17 protein-coding genes are annotated in these 18,030 nt (G+C 60.4%); 11 read left to right on the top strand and 6 right to left on the bottom strand.

What is annotated here, in order from left to right; all coding sequences use genetic code 11:
• The first annotated feature begins 2 nt into the window (after positions 1 to 2).
• The 3 genes from RVY79_RS00260 to RVY79_RS00250 all read left to right on the top strand — a co-directional run bounded on the left by RVY79_RS00260 (position 3) and on the right by RVY79_RS00250 (position 4,252).
• Complete coding sequence (locus tag RVY79_RS00260; protein ID WP_317462044.1) at positions 3 to 725, top strand: FadR/GntR family transcriptional regulator; 723 nt, start codon at positions 3 to 5, stop codon at positions 723 to 725.
• 45 nt (positions 726 to 770) lie between these two features.
• The gene (locus RVY79_RS00255) at positions 771 to 2,348 is read left to right on the top strand and encodes an aldehyde dehydrogenase (NADP(+)) (RefSeq protein ID WP_317462043.1); all 1,578 of its coding nucleotides are present in this window, start codon (positions 771 to 773) and stop codon (positions 2,346 to 2,348) included.
• A 314-nt stretch (positions 2,349 to 2,662) separates the two neighbouring features.
• A complete protein-coding gene (locus RVY79_RS00250) occupies positions 2,663 to 4,252 on the top strand; it encodes an ABC-F family ATPase (protein WP_317462042.1) in 1,590 nt (529 codons plus the stop codon).
• Positions 4,253 to 4,348: 96 nt separating this feature from the next.
• Here RVY79_RS00250 and RVY79_RS00245 read toward each other — a convergent pair whose 3' ends face one another.
• Together RVY79_RS00245 and RVY79_RS00240 are read right to left on the bottom strand one after the other, a co-directional pair.
• Positions 4,349 to 4,876: a YgjV family protein gene (locus RVY79_RS00245; RefSeq protein WP_317462041.1), complete on the bottom strand. Its 528-nt coding sequence runs from the start codon at positions 4,874 to 4,876 to the stop codon at positions 4,349 to 4,351.
• A 7-nt stretch (positions 4,877 to 4,883) separates the two neighbouring features.
• Positions 4,884 to 5,795, bottom strand: a complete 912-nt coding sequence (locus RVY79_RS00240; RefSeq protein ID WP_317462040.1) for a LysR substrate-binding domain-containing protein — start codon at positions 5,793 to 5,795, stop codon at positions 4,884 to 4,886.
• A 100-nt stretch (positions 5,796 to 5,895) separates the two neighbouring features.
• Between RVY79_RS00240 and RVY79_RS00235 the strand changes: the two genes are divergently transcribed.
• Complete coding sequence (locus tag RVY79_RS00235) at positions 5,896 to 7,119, top strand: alpha-hydroxy acid oxidase (RefSeq protein ID WP_411161688.1); 1,224 nt, start codon at positions 5,896 to 5,898, stop codon at positions 7,117 to 7,119.
• Between the two features lie 83 nt (positions 7,120 to 7,202).
• Here the strand turns inward: RVY79_RS00235 and RVY79_RS00230 are convergent, their stop codons facing one another.
• Positions 7,203 to 8,150: an AEC family transporter gene (locus tag RVY79_RS00230; protein WP_317462039.1), complete on the bottom strand. Its 948-nt coding sequence runs from the start codon at positions 8,148 to 8,150 to the stop codon at positions 7,203 to 7,205.
• Positions 8,151 to 8,424: 274 nt separating this feature from the next.
• Here RVY79_RS00230 and RVY79_RS00225 point away from each other — a divergent pair, with 274 nt between their 5' ends.
• Entirely contained in the window at positions 8,425 to 9,306 is an 882-nt protein-coding gene (locus RVY79_RS00225; RefSeq protein ID WP_317462038.1) for an alpha/beta hydrolase, read from the top strand.
• 14 nt (positions 9,307 to 9,320) lie between these two features.
• A complete protein-coding gene (locus RVY79_RS00220) occupies positions 9,321 to 10,361 on the top strand; it encodes a patatin-like phospholipase family protein (RefSeq protein WP_317462037.1) in 1,041 nt (346 codons plus the stop codon).
• A gap of 34 nt (positions 10,362 to 10,395) precedes the next feature.
• Here RVY79_RS00220 and RVY79_RS00215 read toward each other — a convergent pair whose 3' ends face one another.
• Positions 10,396 to 10,986 carry a Smr/MutS family protein gene (locus tag RVY79_RS00215; protein ID WP_317462036.1) on the bottom strand — a complete coding sequence of 197 codons (591 nt, stop codon included), beginning with the start codon at positions 10,984 to 10,986 and terminating at the stop codon, positions 10,396 to 10,398.
• 128 nt (positions 10,987 to 11,114) lie between these two features.
• On the opposite strand from RVY79_RS00215, the gene prmB reads away from it, so the two are divergent.
• The 5 genes from prmB (at position 11,115) to phaC (ending at position 16,137) form a co-directional block, all read left to right on the top strand.
• Positions 11,115 to 12,068, top strand: a complete 954-nt coding sequence (prmB, locus tag RVY79_RS00210) for a 50S ribosomal protein L3 N(5)-glutamine methyltransferase (protein ID WP_317462035.1) — start codon at positions 11,115 to 11,117, stop codon at positions 12,066 to 12,068.
• Positions 12,069 to 12,085: 17 nt separating this feature from the next.
• Entirely contained in the window at positions 12,086 to 13,171 is a 1,086-nt protein-coding gene (gene aroC / locus RVY79_RS00205; protein ID WP_317462034.1) for a chorismate synthase, read from the top strand.
• A 37-nt stretch (positions 13,172 to 13,208) separates the two neighbouring features.
• A complete protein-coding gene (locus tag RVY79_RS00200; RefSeq protein WP_317462033.1) occupies positions 13,209 to 13,616 on the top strand; it encodes a hypothetical protein in 408 nt (135 codons plus the stop codon).
• A gap of 106 nt (positions 13,617 to 13,722) precedes the next feature.
• Positions 13,723 to 14,181: a phasin family protein gene (locus RVY79_RS00195; RefSeq protein ID WP_317462032.1), complete on the top strand. Its 459-nt coding sequence runs from the start codon at positions 13,723 to 13,725 to the stop codon at positions 14,179 to 14,181.
• Positions 14,182 to 14,280: 99 nt separating this feature from the next.
• A complete protein-coding gene (phaC, locus tag RVY79_RS00190) occupies positions 14,281 to 16,137 on the top strand; it encodes a class I poly(R)-hydroxyalkanoic acid synthase (protein ID WP_317462031.1) in 1,857 nt (618 codons plus the stop codon).
• Positions 16,138 to 16,180: 43 nt separating this feature from the next.
• Here the strand turns inward: phaC and RVY79_RS00185 are convergent, their stop codons facing one another.
• Together RVY79_RS00185 and RVY79_RS00180 are read right to left on the bottom strand one after the other, a co-directional pair.
• Positions 16,181 to 16,909 (bottom strand): class II aldolase/adducin family protein, encoded by a 729-nt coding sequence (locus RVY79_RS00185; protein WP_317462030.1) that lies wholly within the window; start codon positions 16,907 to 16,909, stop codon positions 16,181 to 16,183.
• A gap of 58 nt (positions 16,910 to 16,967) precedes the next feature.
• On the bottom strand, positions 16,968 to 17,864 hold the full coding sequence (locus tag RVY79_RS00180) for a LysR family transcriptional regulator (RefSeq protein WP_317462029.1): 897 nt from the start codon (positions 17,862 to 17,864) through the stop codon (positions 16,968 to 16,970).
• Positions 17,865 to 18,030 lie beyond the last annotated feature (166 nt).

Below are 18,030 nucleotides of genomic sequence, written 5' to 3'. Positions count from 1 at the left end.
TTATGAACTCACTTGGCGTTAAGCGTGTCTCCCAGCAAGGGAGCTTGTCCCGTCAGGTCTCCCAGCAGCTCGAAGCGATCATTGCGCAGGGCGAAATCTCCGTGGGTGACAAGCTGCCCCCGGAAAATGGCTTGTGCGAGATGTTTGGCGTCAGTCGCACGGTCGTTCGTGAGGCGATTACTCATCTCAAGTCGCGGGGCCTGGTGGAGACGCGGCGTGGTATCGGCACACGGGTGCTCCGCGCCGCGCCTGAGGAAGCATATCCCGCCAAGCGGATCAGCTTGACCACGGTCGAGGATATCCTGGGGATTCTCGAATTGCGCCTGACGTTGGAACCTGAAGCCGCTGCCCTGGCGGCATTGCGGCGCGACGAGACGGATATCGAGCGGCTTCGTCAGGCGCATGCGCGATTCATCGAGGCGTTCCAGCATCAGTCCCAGGCGCGGGAAGAAGACTTCTCTTTTCACTTCGCGGTGGCACAGGCCACGCATAACCCGGCATTCACGACGGTATACGAGCAGTTGAACCTGGGCGCGATTCCGCGTGCCAAGCTGCTTTCCGTCGAGCTCGATACGGCGGCGACGCATCGTTATCTGGAGCGTGTCGCCGAAGAGCATGCAGATATTCTCGAGGCGATTATCGCCGGCGACGCGGACGCGGCCCGCGATGCGATGCGCCATCATCTGAGCCGTGCGAGCAATACCTACGCCTCCTATCGGGAGTGACGGGTATTGCTTATATACGTATTTAATCCGCACAAGGAGTAGATCATGACACTGGAAGGTAGCTTATTGATCGGCCAGCAGGCCGTGCGTGGCCCCGGGGCTGCGATTCATGCCGTCAATCCGGCGACGGGCGAGACACTGGATCCGGCTTATCCGGGCGGTACGCAAGTGGAAGTCGAGCGTGCCTGCGAACTTGCCTGGAACGCCTTCGATACCTACCGCGAGACCTCGCTCGAGGATCGCGCCAAGTTCCTCGAAACCGTCGCCGATGAGATCGAAGCGATTGGTGACGATCTGATCGAGCGCGCCGTGGCCGAGTCAGGTCTGCCTCAGGCGCGCATTCAGGGCGAACGCGGCCGTACCTGCGGTCAGCTACGCATGTTCGCTCGCGTCGTGCGTGACGGTGAATGGCTTGACGTCCGTGTCGACCCGGCATTACCTGAACGGACCCCGATGCCGCGTGTCGATTTGCGCCAGCGTCACATTGGTCTGGGGCCGGTGGTCGTGTTCGGGGCAAGCAATTTCCCGCTAGCGTTTTCCGTCGCCGGTGGCGATACCGCCTCCGCGCTGGCAGCAGGCTGTCCGGTCATCGTCAAGGCGCATGCCGCCCACCCGGGCACCAGCGAGTTGGTTGGCCGCGCGATTCAGTCCGCAGTCAAGAAGTGCGGTCTTCCGGAAGGCGTCTTCTCGCTGATATTCGGCTCTGGCCGCGAGGTGGGTACTGCCTTGGTCACGGATTCTCGCATCAAGGCGGCTGGCTTCACCGGATCACGCAGCGGCGGTCTGGCTTTGTGGAAAGCCGCCCAGTCGCGCGCTGAGCCGATCCCGTTCTATGCCGAGATGAGCTCGATCAATCCGGTCTTCCCACTGCCGGCAGCGCTCAAGGCACGCGGCGAAGAGATGGGTAAGGCATTCGTGGGATCGCTCAACATGGGCGCGGGTCAGTTCTGCACTAACCCGGGATTGGTCATCGCGCTCAAGGGGCCCGAACTCGATGCGTTCCTTTCTGCCGCTGGTGACGCGGTCAAGGGCAGTGCGCCGCAAACCATGCTGACGCCGGGCATCCATGAAGCCTACGAGAGCGGTGTCGGTGCGCTGGTGAGTAATGGTAAGGCGAAAGAAGTGGCGCGCGGCGAGAAGGGCGAAGGCCCAAACCAGTGCCAAACCGGCCTGTTCGTGACCTCGGCGCAGGACTTCTTGAGTGATGAAGCGTTGCAGGGCGAAGTTTTTGGTGCCACCTCGCTGGTCGTCGAATGTGCCGATGTGGCCGAACTGGCGAAGGTCGCCGAGCACCTGGAAGGACAACTCACCGTTACGCTGCAGATGGACGATGCCGACCTCGATGTGGCGCGCCAGCTGTTGCCGACGCTTGAGCGCAAGGCGGGTCGTATTCTGGTCAACGGCTGGCCGACAGGTGTCGAGGTGTGTGACGCGATGGTCCATGGCGGGCCGTTCCCGGCAACGTCAGATTCACGCACTACGTCCGTGGGGACTGCGGCGATCTATCGCTTCCTGCGTCCGGTCTGCTACCAGAACCTGCCCGACGGTCTGTTGCCGGAAGCGCTCAAGCAGAGCAATCCGTTCAAGCTGGATCGACTGGTCGACGGTAAACGCGAGAGCTGATTCCCGGCGCCGCTAACGGCGCCTTTCGGGTACTCAAGGCCACTCTTCGGAGTGGCCTTTTTTGCTGGCGTATCACGTACCAGAGTGTGTGTCGCTCTTCGCAACCGTGGGGCCTGCAATCGTTCGGACCTGACTAAAGATAGTTCTGTGACGTTTTGGTAGATGGATTTTCAGGCACTCTTTCGCGCAATTAGAGGATGGCGCTGACGTTGGTCGTTGCCAGCGCGTACAATGCCGCCTCGACATAGGTTGGGGCTCGTACCGCCGGGTCCGCCGTCGCTTCATTCACGCCGTTTCCCGCGAGAACCCCGATTTTGCTCTCTACCGCCAACATTACCATGCAGTTCGGTGCCAAGCCGCTATTCGAAAATGTCTCCGTCAAGTTTGGGCAGGGCAACCGCTATGGCCTGATCGGTGCCAATGGTTGCGGTAAGTCTACCTTCATGAAGATTCTGGGGGGTGACCTGGAACCTACCAATGGCCAGGTCATGAAGGACGCCACTACACGGCTCGGCAAGCTGAGTCAGGACCAGTTCGCGTTCGAGAACGAGCGTGTCATCGATACCGTGATCATGGGTAATACAGAGCTGTGGGAGGTGACCGCCGAGCGCGAGCGTATCTATTCGTTGACTGAAATGTCCGAGGAAGATGGCATGAAAGTCGCCGACCTGGAGGTGCGCTACGCCGAGCTCGACGGCTATACGGCAGAGGCACGCGCGGGGGAGTTGCTGCTCGGCCTCGGCATCCCACTCGCGCAGCACACCCAGCCGATGAGCGTGGTGGCGCCGGGCTGGAAATTGCGCGTACTGCTGGCCCAGGCACTGTTCAGCGATCCCGACGTGCTGCTGCTCGACGAGCCGACCAACCATTTGGATATTAATACGATCCGGTGGCTGGAGGAGATTCTGCGTTCACGTAGCTCGACCATGATCATCATTTCTCACGATCGCCACTTCTTGAATAGCGTCTGCACCCATATGGCGGATCTTGACTACGGCGAACTGACGCTGTTTCCGGGGAATTATGATGAGTATATGACCGCGGCTACCCAAGCGCGGGAGCGCTTGCATGCCGAAAACGCCAAGAAGAAGGCAGAGATCGCCGAGCTGCAGCAATTCGTCAGCCGCTTCTCGGCCAACGCCTCCAAGGCCAAGCAGGCCACATCACGGCAACGCAAGATCGACAAGATTCAGCTCGATGAGGTCAAACCGTCGTCACGGGTCAGCCCGTTCATTCGCTTCGAGCAGGCCAAAAAGATACACCGCCATGCGCTGAACGCGGAGAAGCTCTCCAAAGCATGGGGGGACAACGTGCTGTTCGAGCGCTTCGATTTGCAGGTCGAAGCCGGCGAGAGGGTCGCTATCATCGGACCCAACGGGATTGGCAAGACTACCCTGCTGAACTGCCTGGTTGGCACTATGGCGCCGGATTCGGGCGAGGTGAAATGGACCGATGCGGCGGAAGTGGGCTACTTCGCCCAGGATCATGCCGATGATTTCGAAGGCGGTGAGACGCTTTTCGAGTGGATGGGGCAGTGGACCACGGAAGGAGAGCAGGCCGTACGCGGTGCGCTGGGCCGTATGCTGTTCTCCAGCGATGATATCGGTAAGTCGGTCAAGGTAATCTCCGGAGGCGAACAGGGACGGATGCTGTTCGGTAAGCTGGCGTTGCAGAAACCCAACGTGCTGGTGATGGATGAGCCCACCAACCACCTTGATATGGAGTCGATAGAAGCGCTCAACTTGGCGTTGGAGAACTATCCCGGCACCTTGATCTTCGTTAGCCATGACCGCGAGTTTGTCGGTTCCTTGGCGACCCGAATCATCGAGATGAAGGACGACGATATCGTCGACTTCAGTGGTAGTTACGATGATTATCTGCGCAGTCAGGATATCTACGCTTAAACGCAACGGCCGCCATTCTCAAACCAGCGGACACGACAGTTCTAAAAGTCAGTTCCTGACCCACGCGTGCTAAAGCAGCACGCGTGGGTAGTATGTTTATTCGAATGCTTGTGGGTAGCGGCGTCTGGCGCGGGCCAGCCGATGGATGGTGATGGCATTGGTAACGAATACCAGCGCCTCGGCCAGCATGCCGCCCACTGAGCCCACCAAGGCATGACTTAGAAACCATGACAATGCGGCGAGCCCCAAGCAGATGCGCATGGATATGCCGTGAAATAGAAACATACCCACCGTTCCCACCGTCATCGCCACGATGGCAGGCAAGTCCGCCCAGCCTTGCCAGGTCAACAGAGCCGCCATACCGCTTGCGACAAGCACGCCCGACATGACCTTTTTACTACCCGGGTAACGTCGCGCCAGCGCGATGCGCACGATCACCAGCACCGTCAGTGCTGCTGCCGTCCAACTCTCGAAAAGGATGAACTGCAACGCGAAGGCCACATTGGCGGATAGCAATAGGCCCATCAGCCGCTCATCCCGCTTGCTGGCGAAGGCCAGCAGGCAGAGTAGCAGCGAGATCACGCCAAAGAATTGCCCGGCGAGTGCGCTATAGCTATCAAGCATGATGCGTTTATCCCATGTCGGTGGCGAGGGAGTCAGAGTATGCCAGTAGCCAGTCGCGGAAGGTCGCCAATGGAGGGAACTTGGATTTCTCTGGCGGGTACAGTAGGGAGTAGTGGCGCCGACTGTCCAGGCCTGCATTCAATGGAAGGACCAACCGTCCGTCTTGAAGCTCCTCTGTGACCAGGCAGCGAGCGACAAGTGCGATACCGATCCCGGCGGTGGCCGCCTGAATCATGTGTGCTGAAAATTCGAAATGTGGACCAAGCCGCATGTAGCCTGATGGTAATCCTTGGGCCGTGAACCAATGGTGCCAAGCTTCGGAGCGTACAGCGATTTGTAGTAGCAGATGACCGCAGACATCAACTGGTTCTCGGATGGGCTGACGTGCCAGGGCATCAGGACTAGCGACCAATACCATTTCCTCATCCACGAGAGGGTGGCTGATCAGGCCAGGCCAAGGATCGACACCAACGTTAATGGCGGCGTCCATGCCTAACTCGGTAATGTCATACTCACCGATGCGGGTGTGTAAATGCAGCATCACGCCGGGGTGGTGGCGATAGAACATCCCTAGCTTTGGCATCAGCCAGCGCTCCCCAAAGGTTGGCAGAATTGCCAGGTTCAGAGAGCTTACCCCTTTGCGAAAAGCACCGACTCGAGCGCTGGCCCCGCTGATCCGGGCCAGCGCGGGGGCAATGTCCTGAGCGTACATGACGCCGACCTCCGTAAGCCGGATATGGCGTCCATCGCGTTCGAATAGCTTGACTTCGAGAAGCTCCTCAAGGGCTTGGATCTGCCGGCTTACGGCACTCTGAGTTAGGCTAAGTTCGTCGGAAGCGCGGGTGAAACTGCAATGACGTGCAGCAGCATCGAAGGCCAGCAGCATTGACATGGAAGGTGCGAGCCGGTGGATATTCATTCGTAAAACTCATTCAAAGGCTGAGTAATCGTCGATTGAGACGGCATTTAAGTGGCGTCAGACTTCCTTAACATCATCCGAGGTCAAGAGGAAGCACGCGATGGTCACCGAGATGCTATCACCGACTCCTGTGGGAGAATGCCCGCCGCCTAGGGCTTCCTGGCTAGCGGCAAGACGTTTGGCCCGTATCTTCTGCCTGAATGACTTCGAACCCGCTGCTAGACGACACCTACCGAGGCCACTTTTTGGCTACGTTGCGGGTGCGGCAGAGACCAATGCATCGTATTGCGATAACCGCAACGTGTTCGACGAGTACGGTTTCCGACACCGCGTGTTGCGTGATGTCAGTGGTCGCGAGCAGTCAATCAATTTGTTGGGACGGCGCTACGCGTCTCCATTTGGTATCGCGCCCATGGGTATCTGCTCACTGACTGGTTATCGTAGCGATCTGGCTCAAGCTCGGATGGCCGAGCGAGCAGGGATTCCCATGATTCTTAGCGGCTCATCGCTGATTCGACTCGAGGAGGTCGTCAAGGCCGCGCCGAGTACCTGGTTTCAAGCCTATCTACCCGCCGACTCGGAACGCATTGCCGCGCTAGTCGATCGAGTGGCCAAGGCTGGGGTGGAGACGCTTGTGGTAACGGTGGATTCGGCGGTCGTTCCCAATCGTGAGAATAATCTGCGTAATGGCTTCAGGACGCCGCTGAACCCAGATCTGCGGCTACTCTGGCAGGGGATGACACATCCCACCTGGAGTATAGGTACTTTTTTTCGTACTTTGCTGCGCCACGGCATGCCTCATTTTGAGAACAATGCTGTCGAACGTGGAGCTGCTATCTTGTCGCGGAACGCTACGCGTGACTTTTCGGGGCGAGAGCATCTCGACTGGCGGGAATTGGAACGCATTCGCTGCCAGTGGCAGGGGCGCTTGGTGATCAAGGGAGTATTGCATCCAGAGGATGTCGCTGCTGCCCGAGCGCTGGGGGCCGATGGGGTGATTCTTTCCAATCATGGCGGGCGACAACTCGACGGTGATGTTTCGCCAATGCGAGTTCTGCCGCAAGCGAAAGAAGTTGCAGGGGAGATGGCTGTCATGATTGACAGCGGCTTCCGGCGTGGCACCGACGTGATCAAGGCACTCGCCTTGGGGGCTAACTGTGCCTTTATCGGCCGCCCTTTCAATTATGCTGCCGCCATTGGCGGAGAGGCTGGAGTGGATCACGCCATACGACTGCTGGCGTCGGAGATCCGTGCGGATATGGGGATGTTGGGCATTAATCGCTTGTCGGAGCTGGACCCCGTGATGCTGATGGATCGAGGCTAGCGTGAATGAATGCTCAATCTCGGTTTGCGACAAGGGCCGCAAATTCTTGGCAAATACGGTGAGGCTTCGTGGTGAGAGCGGAGTTAGATCCAGCCCACTAGTTTCAGTATGAATACCCCGGCGCTGAGGGTGAACAGCGAGGCGACGGTGGTAATGACGATGATGTTGGCGGCGAGCTTGGCATTGGCATGCGCAGCCTTGGCCATGACGAAACTCGCTGCAGCGCCGGGGGTACCGAAGAAGAGAAAGAGGATGCCCAGCTCGCGCCCACGATAGCCCAGCGCGAAGGCGCCCAGCACGCCGAGAAGGGGGAGCCATACGACCTTCCAGAGGCTGGCATCCAGTGCCAGGCTGCTACTTCGCTTGACGGACGTGAACGACAGCGTGCCGCCGATGCAGACCAGGGCCAGCGGTAGGGACATCGCACCGAAATAATCGCCCGAGGTGAGCAGCCATGCGGGCAGGTCGATATCGAAATACGCAAAGGGAATAGCCAGCAAGACGCCCAGGATGAGCGGATTCTTGGCGATATGCTTGAGGATCGCGGCGATGCCCGATCGCGCACCTGCACTGTAATAGGCCAGAATGATCGCCGACAGTACGTTGTAAACGATAATGATCCCGCCGACCAGGATGCTCCCCAGCGAGAGGCCGTAGTCGCCGTATTGGTTGGCGGCAAGCGCCAGGCCCACGATCCCGCAGTTGCCACGAAAAGCCCCTTGCGTGAAGACGCCGCGCTCTTCATAGGGGCAGCGCCAGATGGCCCAGCCCCAGGCGAGAAAGAAGCTTAGTACCGAAAAGCCCAGGAAATAGACGATCAGCCCCGGTTGCAGGGCGACGTCCAGATCGGCGCGAACGATACTCAGGAAAATCAGTGTCGGCATGGTGGCGCGAAACACCAAGGCCGAGGCCATGGAAATGAAATGCGCATCGATCCAGCCGATACGCTTGAAGACGATTCCCAGAAACACCATGGCGAAGACGGGCAGCGTGACTTGCAGCGTATGCGAGAAAACGGCCAGCAGGTCCATGCGCGATCAGTTTCCTTGTCTTGCGAGGACGAAGCCCACGATGATGGCGGCGGCCACGACGAGCCAGAAGAGGGTGTTGCGCAGGCGAGTAGGGCGGGGCGGTCGAGATCTTGGCACGCAGGATTCCTTGTTCCTTGGTCGGCTTGGGTAACGAAAAGGTTTATGGTAAACCCGTTAGCCTGCTAGGCCCAGTGCCGCGCTTCAAACGTCCCATGACCGATTAAGACGGCAGCGTGGCGAGCGGGCCCTCGATCGATCAACTGTGGGAGTCTTCATGCGCGAACCCGAAACTCTGAATCTGGCCCATGGGCGCCTCGCGGCCCTGGCCTGGGGCGACGCCGACGCGCCCGTGTGGTTGGCGCTGCATGGCTGGCTGGATAACGCCGAGAGCTTTTCGCGCTTGGCACCGTTGTTGGTCGAGCGTCTGGGGATTCGCATCGTCGCGATCGACTTCCCTGGTCACGGACGCTCGCAGCCGCGCGCCGAGGGTGGCGACTATCCGATCTGGGAATATACGCTGGACGTGTTGGACGCGCTCGACGCATTGGGACTCGAGTGCGCGCCGCTACTGTCGCATTCGATGGGCGCGGCTGTCGCGTGTCTGGTGGCGGCGGCGATGCCGGAGCGTGTCGCTCGGTTGGTGCTGATCGATGGTTTGGGCACCTTGACCACCGAGGTCGACGACACCGCCAAGCAACTACGCATGGGCTTGATTCAGCGCCGTCGCTCACGTTCCACGGTGCCGCGCTACCCCGACGAGGCCACTGCCATCGCGGCGCGTGTGGCGGGTGGTGTGACGCCTATCGATGCGGATACGGCCGCCCCCTTGGTACGCCGCAATTTGGATGTGGAAGACGATGGCCACGTGCGCTTGCGCTCCGACGGTCGCTTGCTGCGTCCATCGCTGGTGCGCTTTACCACCGAGCAGATGCTGTCACTACTGCGTAGCATCGAAGCCCCGGTACTGTTGATCGAAGGCAAGCAGGGCATTCTCGCCCAGCGTGCCTACGCCCAACGGGCCCGTGACGCCATCGCTCGGCTCACGCGCGTGATGCTGCCCGGTGGACATCATCTGCATCTCGAAGCGCACGCCGTCGATGCCGTGGCCGAGGCCATCGTCGCCGACTCGAATGAGATGACGAGGCGTCATGCGTGAAGGAGAAAACTGACATGGGCAAGCGAGTTGCGTTGGTGCTGGGCAGTGGTGGCGCGCGGGGCTATACGCATATCGGCGTGATCGACGAGCTAGTGGCCCGCGGATACGAGATCGCCGCCATTTCGGGCTGCTCGATGGGAGCTTTGGTGGGCGGTATTTATGCAGCAGGTCAACTTGATCGATACCGCGAGTGGGTGTGCCAGTTGGATTACTTCGATGTACTCAAGCTGGTCGACGTTACCTGGAGCCCGATGGGGGCGATGCGTGCCAGCAAGGTGATGAACAAGCTCGAGAGCCTGATCGGGGATACCCGCATCGAGGACTTGAGCATCCCGTTGACCACCGTGGCCACCGACCTTAATCGGCAGAAGGAAATCTGGTTCCAGAGCGGTCCGCTTTTGCGTGCGATCCGTGCCTCCATTGCGGTCCCCGGCATCATCACGCCGGTGCATCTGGATGGACATGTTCTCGTCGATGGCGGTTTGCTCAACCCGTTGCCGATCATTCCCACCGTGGCGGTACACGCCGACCTGGTAGTCGCGGTCAACTCCACCGCGCAGACCTCTCGGCAGGTGACACTCGAGGAAATGCTGCCTCCCGAGGAAGCGGCCCAGGAAGAGGCCCGCGAACGCGAGCGCGAATCGCGCGGACAAGGGTTCGGCGGCTGGCTGGGCGGTGTACGCGAGCGTGTGCAGCACATGTTCGGCAACGGCCAGGAAGACGGCGAGGACAGCGAGGCCTCCGAGCAAGCGGCTACCGAACGTGCCTGGAGCAAGCTCGACATGATGCTGGCGTCGTTCGATATCACTCAGGCGGCGCTAGCCAAATACAAGGTGGCCGGGTATCCCCCCGATATCTTGATCGAGGTGCCCAAGAGCGTGTGTGGTGCCTATGAGTTTCACCGTGCCGAGGCACTGATCCAATTGGGGCACCACCTGGCCGCGCAGGCCATCGACCGTTACGAAGGGGATCGTGACATGACCGTGACCGGAGGGGACGTGACTGAAGCCAAGCAGCATCCGCTGATGACGCCCGCTAGGCGCAAGCCGAGTTGAAGCTTAGGTAGTCGTGGTGGCCGGTGGCGGTCGGTTATACGGCATCGCCGCGCCGACGGAGCAGGATATAGACCGCCCCGGTGCCACCATCCGCATCGCGCGCCGAGCAGAAGGCAAGTACCGCGGGCCATTCGCGCAGCCAGGCATTGACGTGACTCTTGATGACGGGATAGTCATCGTCCTTGCCGAGCAGCGATGCGCGGGCCTTGCCGTGTACCACGAGCACACAACGCCAGCGCTGCCCGTGGGCGTCGTGAAGGAAGGTCTCGAGTTGCTCGCGTGCTTCGCTGACGGTGTAGCCGTGGAGGTCCAGGCCGGCTTCCCATTCGATATTGCCGCGCTTGAGTTGTGTCCGCGTTCGGTAGGGAAGGTCGGGCACCGCGAATTCCAACGCCTCGCTGGGGCGCACCGGCTCGACGCGACCATCACTGGTGCGGCTGGTAGGGGCTTGTGTGTCGGCGCTGGTGGCGGCGGCGCGGCGCTCCGCCACGGCATCGTCGTCGCGGCGGCGCGGGCGCCCGGTATCGGCGCGGTTGGTATGCAGGCGATGCACACCGGCGTCTTCCAGCGCTTGACGAAACACGTTGATATCGGCGTCGTCGGGCTGGCCACGGCGTCGGCTCATGACGATACTCCCCAGGCGGCACGGTCGGTTGAAAGGCCACCCAGTATAGCGACTTGCCCACGGCTGTGAACCGGCGCGCGCTGCGGGTACAATCGCCGATTCCATGAAGCCGTTAAACAGGACGCATCGTGCCCGCTTCTCGACCGACCGACGTTTCTACACTGACCCTCGACGACGCGTCCCTGGCCGAAGGGCTGGTGTCGCTGCGTGATTGCCTACGCTGGGCCACCAGTGAATTCAATGCCCACCGCCTGCACTTCGGGCACGGCACGGCCAGTGCGTGGGACGAGGCGGTGGCGCTGGTGCTGGGCGCGTTGCACCTACCCTGGGATGTCGATCCGGCGGTGCTCGACGCTCGCCTGTTGCCGATCGAGCGTCGCCGGGTCGTGAGTCTGGTACGCCAGCGCATCGAGCAACGCACGCCACTGCCGTACTTGCTGGGTGAGGCCTTTTTCGCTGGTCATCCCTTCCAGGTTGACGAGCGGGTACTGATCCCGCGCTCACCGATCGCGGAGTTGGTCGAGGACGGCTTCGCAGCCTGGTTCCCCGAATGGCCGCCGACGCGGGTGCTGGACTTGTGCGCCGGTTCCGGTTGCATCGGCATCGCCACGGCGCTGTACCTGCCCACGGCTGAGGTAGATCTGGTGGATATCAGCCCCGAGGCGCTGGCGGTGGCCAAGGCCAACATCGTACATCACGATGTTGGCAAGCGCGTGCGCGCGGTGACCTCGGATCTATTCGCCGGCGTTGCCGGTCAGCGCTATGACATCATCGTCTCCAACCCGCCCTATGTGGACGCGCGTGACCTGGCGGGCATGCCCGCCGAGTTCCGCCACGAGCCGAGCCTGGCCCTAGCGGCGGGCGACGATGGGTTGGATATCGTGCGCCGCATGCTGCGCGAGGCGCGCGAGCATTTGACCGACGATGGCGTATTGATCGTCGAAGTGGGCAATTCCGCACGGCATCTCGACGCGGCGTTTCCCGAAGTCCCGTTCTTGTGGCTCGAGTTCGAGCGGGGTGGTGAGGGCGTGTTCGCGCTGACCGCCGCCGAGCTCGACCAATATGCGGCATCGTTCGCCTGATCGTTGAGGAGCGCGGAATGTCTGGCAATACCTTTGGCAAGTTGTTCACCGTCACCACCTTCGGCGAGAGTCACGGCGAAGCGTTAGGTGCCATCGTTGACGGATGCCCGCCGGGGCTCGAGCTCGATGCTTCGGATTTACAGCATGACCTGGATCGGCGGCGGCCGGGTACCTCGCGGCATACCACGCAGCGCCGCGAACCCGATCAGGTGCGCATCCTCTCGGGCGTTTTCGAGGGTGTTACCACGGGGACGCCGATTGGCCTGTTGATCGAGAATACCGACCAGCGTTCCAAGGACTATTCGAAGATCAAGGATCAGTTCCGCCCCGCGCATGCCGACTATACCTACCATCACAAGTACGGGATTCGTGACTATCGCGGCGGTGGGCGTTCGAGCGCCCGCGAGACGGCCATGCGCGTCGCCGCCGGGGCTATTGCGCGTAAGTACCTGGCGTCGAAGGGTATCCGCGTGCGCGGCTACATGAGTCAGTTGGGCCCCATCAGCATCGACTTCAAGCAGTGGGAAGCGGTTGATAGCAACCCCTTCTTTTGCCCCGACCCGGACAAGGTCCCCGAGCTCGAGGCCTTCATGGATCAGTTGCGCCGCGACCAGGACAGTGTCGGTGCGCGGATCACCGTCGTCGCCGAGGGCGTGCCGGTGGGGCTTGGTGAGCCGGTCTTTGACCGTCTGGACGCCGAACTGGCGCATGGTTTAATGAGTATCAACGCCGTCAAGGGCGTGGAGATCGGTGACGGCTTTGCCGCCGTGGCAAGCCGCGGCAGCGAGCACCGCGATGAGATGACGCCCGAGGGGTTCCTCTCCAATCATGCCGGGGGCGTGCTGGGTGGTGTCAGCTCCGGCCAGACGCTGGTCGCGCACCTGGCGCTCAAACCGACCTCCAGCATCACCCAGCCGGGGCGTTCGATCGATATCCACGGCGATCCGGTCGAGGTCGTCACCCGGGGGCGCCATGACCCTTGCGTGGGAATTCGGGCCACGCCCATCGCCGAGGCGATGATGGCGCTCACATTGATGGATCACTTCCTGCGCCAGCGCGCCCAGAACGCGGATGTCGAGGTGGACACGCCCCGCCTGAGGTAAGCGTTTTCTTTTAAGCGTCGCTGTATCGAAAAGCAGCTTGATCAGCGTCATGCATGAAAAAGCCCGCCTTATCCAGGCGGGCTTTTTCGTCGGGACGGCTCTCGTTTCTCGCGAGGCTGGCTACACTGTAAGGAGCCAGCAACGGGAGCGTCTCATGAAAGTCCATGTCGAATTCGATCTGACCCCCGCAGAATTCCGTCAGGCGATGGGGTTGCCGGATGTCGAAGTCTTTCAACAGGAGTTGATGGCTCACATCCGCCAGCAGATGGAAGCCGGGGTGGAGGGCTATGATCCCTGGAGTCTCATGCAACCTTTCCTGCAGCAGGGGATGGCGCAGGGCGTCGCTAGCTTCGGCCACTACCAGCAGATGTTGATGGATATGCTCCGCCAGGCCGATACACAAAGTGACGGAGAGACCCACAGTTCGAAACGAAAAAAGACCTAGAGTCTTGACATATGGCAATTGCAAGCTCAACGGGGTGGGGCTATTCTTTGTGCAGTGCAGCATAACTGCACTGGCCTTGCCTTAGATCCTCCAGGAGGAATCCGTCATGCAGGACAAAATGTTTAGTGCCTTTTCCGAACAGACGCGCGGCTTTTTCGAGCCGATGCGCAAATTCAACGGCCTGATGCTGGACAACATGGAGCGGATGACCGAGTACCAGCTCGATGCCATGAAACGCTACAGCCAGTTGGGCGTGGAGCGCATGCGGTCGGCCTCTGAAATCAAGGATGCCGACGACGTGCGCGATTTCACCACCCAGCAGGCCGACATGCTGAATTCGCTTTCCAAGCAAATGTTGGAAGATGCCCGCGCAATGGCCGATATTAGCCTCAAGTTCAAGGCTGATCTGGAAGAGATGATGTCCGAAACGGGGCAACAGGCTGCCGATCAAGCCTCTGAGAACATGAAGGCGGCGTCCGAACCCGCCAAGGCGGCGAGCAGCAACAGCCAGTCGTCTTCTTCACGCAGTAGCAGCAGTAGCAATAGCAGTAAAGACAAAGCGTAGAACAGCAGACATCATGCGCCGACCCCGGCAGTCGTGAAGACAGGCGGCTGCCGAGGCGTAGAAGTGCGTGAACCGTTTTGTGATGCGGGGAGATAACGTATGTGGCCAGGGCCCGAGGAAGGCGATGACGCCTTAGGTGACCCGCACGCCTGGCAGCGTCAGGTGAGCGCGTTCGGTGAGCAATACCAATCCCTCATGCAGGAAGCCTTCAATCGGTTGTGGCCCAGTGACGCGGGTGCTTCGGTGTATGCCGACATGCAGGAGAGTCTGCGTATCGGCGCCGAGGCCATGGTCTTCAATGCGCCGACGGTATATACCGTGCAGATGCGTCTGGCGCAGGATCAACTGCGTGTCTGGCAGAATGCCCTGCGGGAGATCATGGGTGAGAGTGTGCCTGCAGTGATCGAGCCGAGTCCCGAGGATCGACGCTTTCGCGATGATGCCTGGCACTCGCATCCCTTCTATCGCTATATTCTTCAGCAGTATTTGCTCTTCGTACGCGCTGTCGACGAGTTGTTGGCAAATCTCGGTGGGCTGACGCCGCAGACACGCCATCAGCTGGAATTCTACGCGCGGCAGTATGTCAATGCGCTCGCGCCGAGCAACTTCGTGTCCACCAATCCAGAAGTGGTCCGCAAGACACTCGAAACCCGCGGGCAAAATCTTGTCGAGGGCCTCAAGCGTTTGCGCGAGGACCTGGCCAATTCCGCCGAGGGGCTCAACGTCGCGATGAGCGACCGCAGTGCCTTTCGATTGGGCGAGAACCTTGCCATCACGCCGGGCGAGGTGGTCTTCGAAAACGATTTGATGCAACTGATTCAGTACCATCCGAGCACCGACAAGGTCTTCAAGACGCCGCTTCTGATCGTGCCACCCTGGATCAACAAGTATTACGTGCTCGACTTGCGTCCGGATAACTCGTTTGTGAAATGGCTGGTGGCGCAAGGGCATACGGTGTTCATGATTTCCTGGCGCAACCCCGGTCCCGAGCAGCGCCATCTGACCTGGGCCGATTACATGCAATTGGGGCCGATCGCTGCGATGGGGGCCATCGAGCAAGCCTGTGGCGAGAAATCCGTCAATCTGTTGAGTTACTGCATCGGTGGCACGCTGGCGGCGACCACGGTGGCGTATCTGACCAGTAGTCTGCGTGGTCGCAAGGTACGTTCTGTGACCTACATGGCGACGCTGCAGGATTTCAGTGACCCCGGCGAAATCGGTGTATTCCTCAGTGAACCGGTATTGGCTGGCATCGAGCGCCAGCTCGCGCGTGACGGCTATCTCGATGGCCGTGCCATGGCCTTCTCGTTCAACTTGTTACGCGAGAACGACCTTTTCTGGTCATTCTATATAAGCAATTATCTCAAGGGCGAGGCGCCGGCGGCATTCGACCTGCTGTATTGGAACAGCGATGGCACCAACCTGCCGGCGGGCACTCACGGTTGGTACCTGCGCCATATGTATCGCGAAAATCGTCTCGTCCAACCCGGCGGAATAGAACTCGATGGTGTCAAGATCGACCTGCGCAAGATCTCGACGCCGAGCTATTTCGTCTCCGCGCACGACGATCACATCGCCAAATGGCGAGGCAGCTATCTGGGGGCCCGCTTGCCTAAGGGCCCCGTGACTTTCGTGCTGGGCGGGGCCGGGCACATCGCGGGGATCGTCAATCCACCGACGAAACGTAAATACGGTTATTGGACCCACGACGAGATCCCCGACGATCCCGATGCCTGGTTCGAGGCGGCGACGTTTCAGGAAGGATCCTGGTGGCCGCACTGGCAAGCATGGATGACCGACAACCGCTATGCCGATCCCGATAAAACAGTCGCGGCGCGTCATCCGGGAGAGGGCGAACTGAAGCCCATCGAACCCGCTCCTGGCCGCTACGTTCGTCAGACCATTCCCGAGGTGCTGGGCACCGAGTCGACCGACGAAGGCGAAGCCGGGTCTTGAGATCGGCCGATCTCCACGGAGGTTGGTGTCGCTCATGACACCATTACTGGCGATAGTCGGGGTCGTCGCGGTCCAGCAGTCGCATCAGTGCGGCCAGATGCATCGTGGCGGCGCCCTCGCGTACGCTCTCTTCCCATTGCTGGGCGGTCTTGCGCGCGACCTCATCGGGGACCGCCTTGAGGGGCAAACCACTGGCACGTGCCACGAGATAAGAACGGCACGCTCGTTCGAAGTAATAAAGGCTATCGAACGCCTCGGCGACATCGGCGCCGGTGGCAATCACGCCGTGATTCCCTAGCAAAAGAATGGGTGCCTTGCCCGCGAGGTTGCCGAGACGTTCGGCTTCCTCGCCGAGGCCCATGCCATCGAAGCCTTTATCGACATGTACGCGCTCGAAAAAGCGCATCGCGCTCTGCTCGACCGGGGGGAGCGACGGCGATTCCAGACACGCCAAAGCTGTGGCATAGAGTGAATGAGTGTGCATGACGCAGCCCACATGGTGGCCCTGACGATGCATGGCACCATGGATCGCCCAGGCGGTGGGCTCGACATCGTCGGGACGCTGGACGGTGCTGGCGTCGACTTCGAGCAGGTCGCTGGCGCGCAGTTCCGCATAGTGGCGACCTTGTGGATTGATCAAGAAACGTGAGCCGTCGTCCGTCGTGGCGAGGCTGCAATGATTGGCGACGCCTTCATGCATGTCGAGGCGAGCCAGCCACCGAAACGCGCAGGCCAGTTGTTCACGTGGGCTGCCGAGATCCAAAGCAGTCATTTGTCCTCCTCGTTGTATAAATTGTGTGCACTCCATAATGATGCTAGTGCGATACGGTTCAATTCAGCCAGTGCCTGGCGCGTTGGTCGCGGGCATTATCGAGCATGCCGAGCATGGCCCTGGCGGCGTTGGAGAGGGTGCGACTCTTGTGAAATAGATAGCCCAGCGGACGCTGGATGGGGCGGTGGTCGATGGGCAGGATCTCGATGTCGTCGTCGATCATGGTGTCGGGTAGCACGCTCCAGCCCAACCCGATGGCGACCATCATCTTGAGCGTCTCGAGGTAGTTGGTGGACAGCGAGACGTTTACCTTGAGGCCGTCGCGGGCGAAGGTATCCACTACGATGCCGCGGGTGAAGGTCAAATGCCCGGGCAGTACGGCGTCGTAATCGGACAGCGCCGACAAGGCGAGTTCCTCGCGACCGGCGAGGGCATGCTCGCGCCCGCATACGAAACGCAACTGGTCGATCCACACCGGCACGACTGTCAGTGCTGGGTCGGGCACCGGCGCCAGCGTGACCACGGCAAGTTCCAGTTCGCCATCCAGAACCCCCTGATAGGCCTGCTCGGAATCCAAAAAGCGCATGTCCATGCGCACCTCGGGATGCGCTTGGGTGTAAGCTTTGAGCAGCGGCGGCAAACGATGCAGGCCGATATGGTGGCTGGTCGCCATGGTCAGGCTGCCGCTGACGTCGCCGGCGAGGTTGGAAAGCGCGCGACGGCTGTCGTCGAACATCACCAGAATCTCGCGGGCGCGAGGTAATAAGGTGCGTCCTGCCTCGGTGAGCGTCACGCGGCGGTTGAGTCGGTCGAATAACTGCGCGTCGACTTGAGTTTCGAGCCCTGCGATACGCTTGCTGACCGCAGGCTGGGTCAAATGGAGCTGCTCCGCGGCGAGCGAAAATGAGCCATTGTCGGCCACGGCGAGGAAGGCTTGTAGACTTTGTGTATCCATGAACGCGCTCTAGTGGCCATGTATTCTATTGAGGAATGCAAAGCATAAATAACATGAATTGCTTTTATCCATAACCCCCCTTAGGCTCGGGGATATCAACGTTGCGTCGGTTATTACGGCGCTTAGCAAGGCGACATGTTTCAAGACGACATAGAGCGTCATCGCC

Origin of the sequence: Chromohalobacter sp. HP20-39 (assembly GCF_033052815.1) — a bacterium.
In the GTDB taxonomy this organism is placed as follows: domain Bacteria; phylum Pseudomonadota; class Gammaproteobacteria; order Pseudomonadales; family Halomonadaceae; genus Chromohalobacter.
The sequence above is the reverse complement of the archived record's forward strand: the minus strand, read 5'-3'. Positions and strand labels throughout refer to the sequence as shown.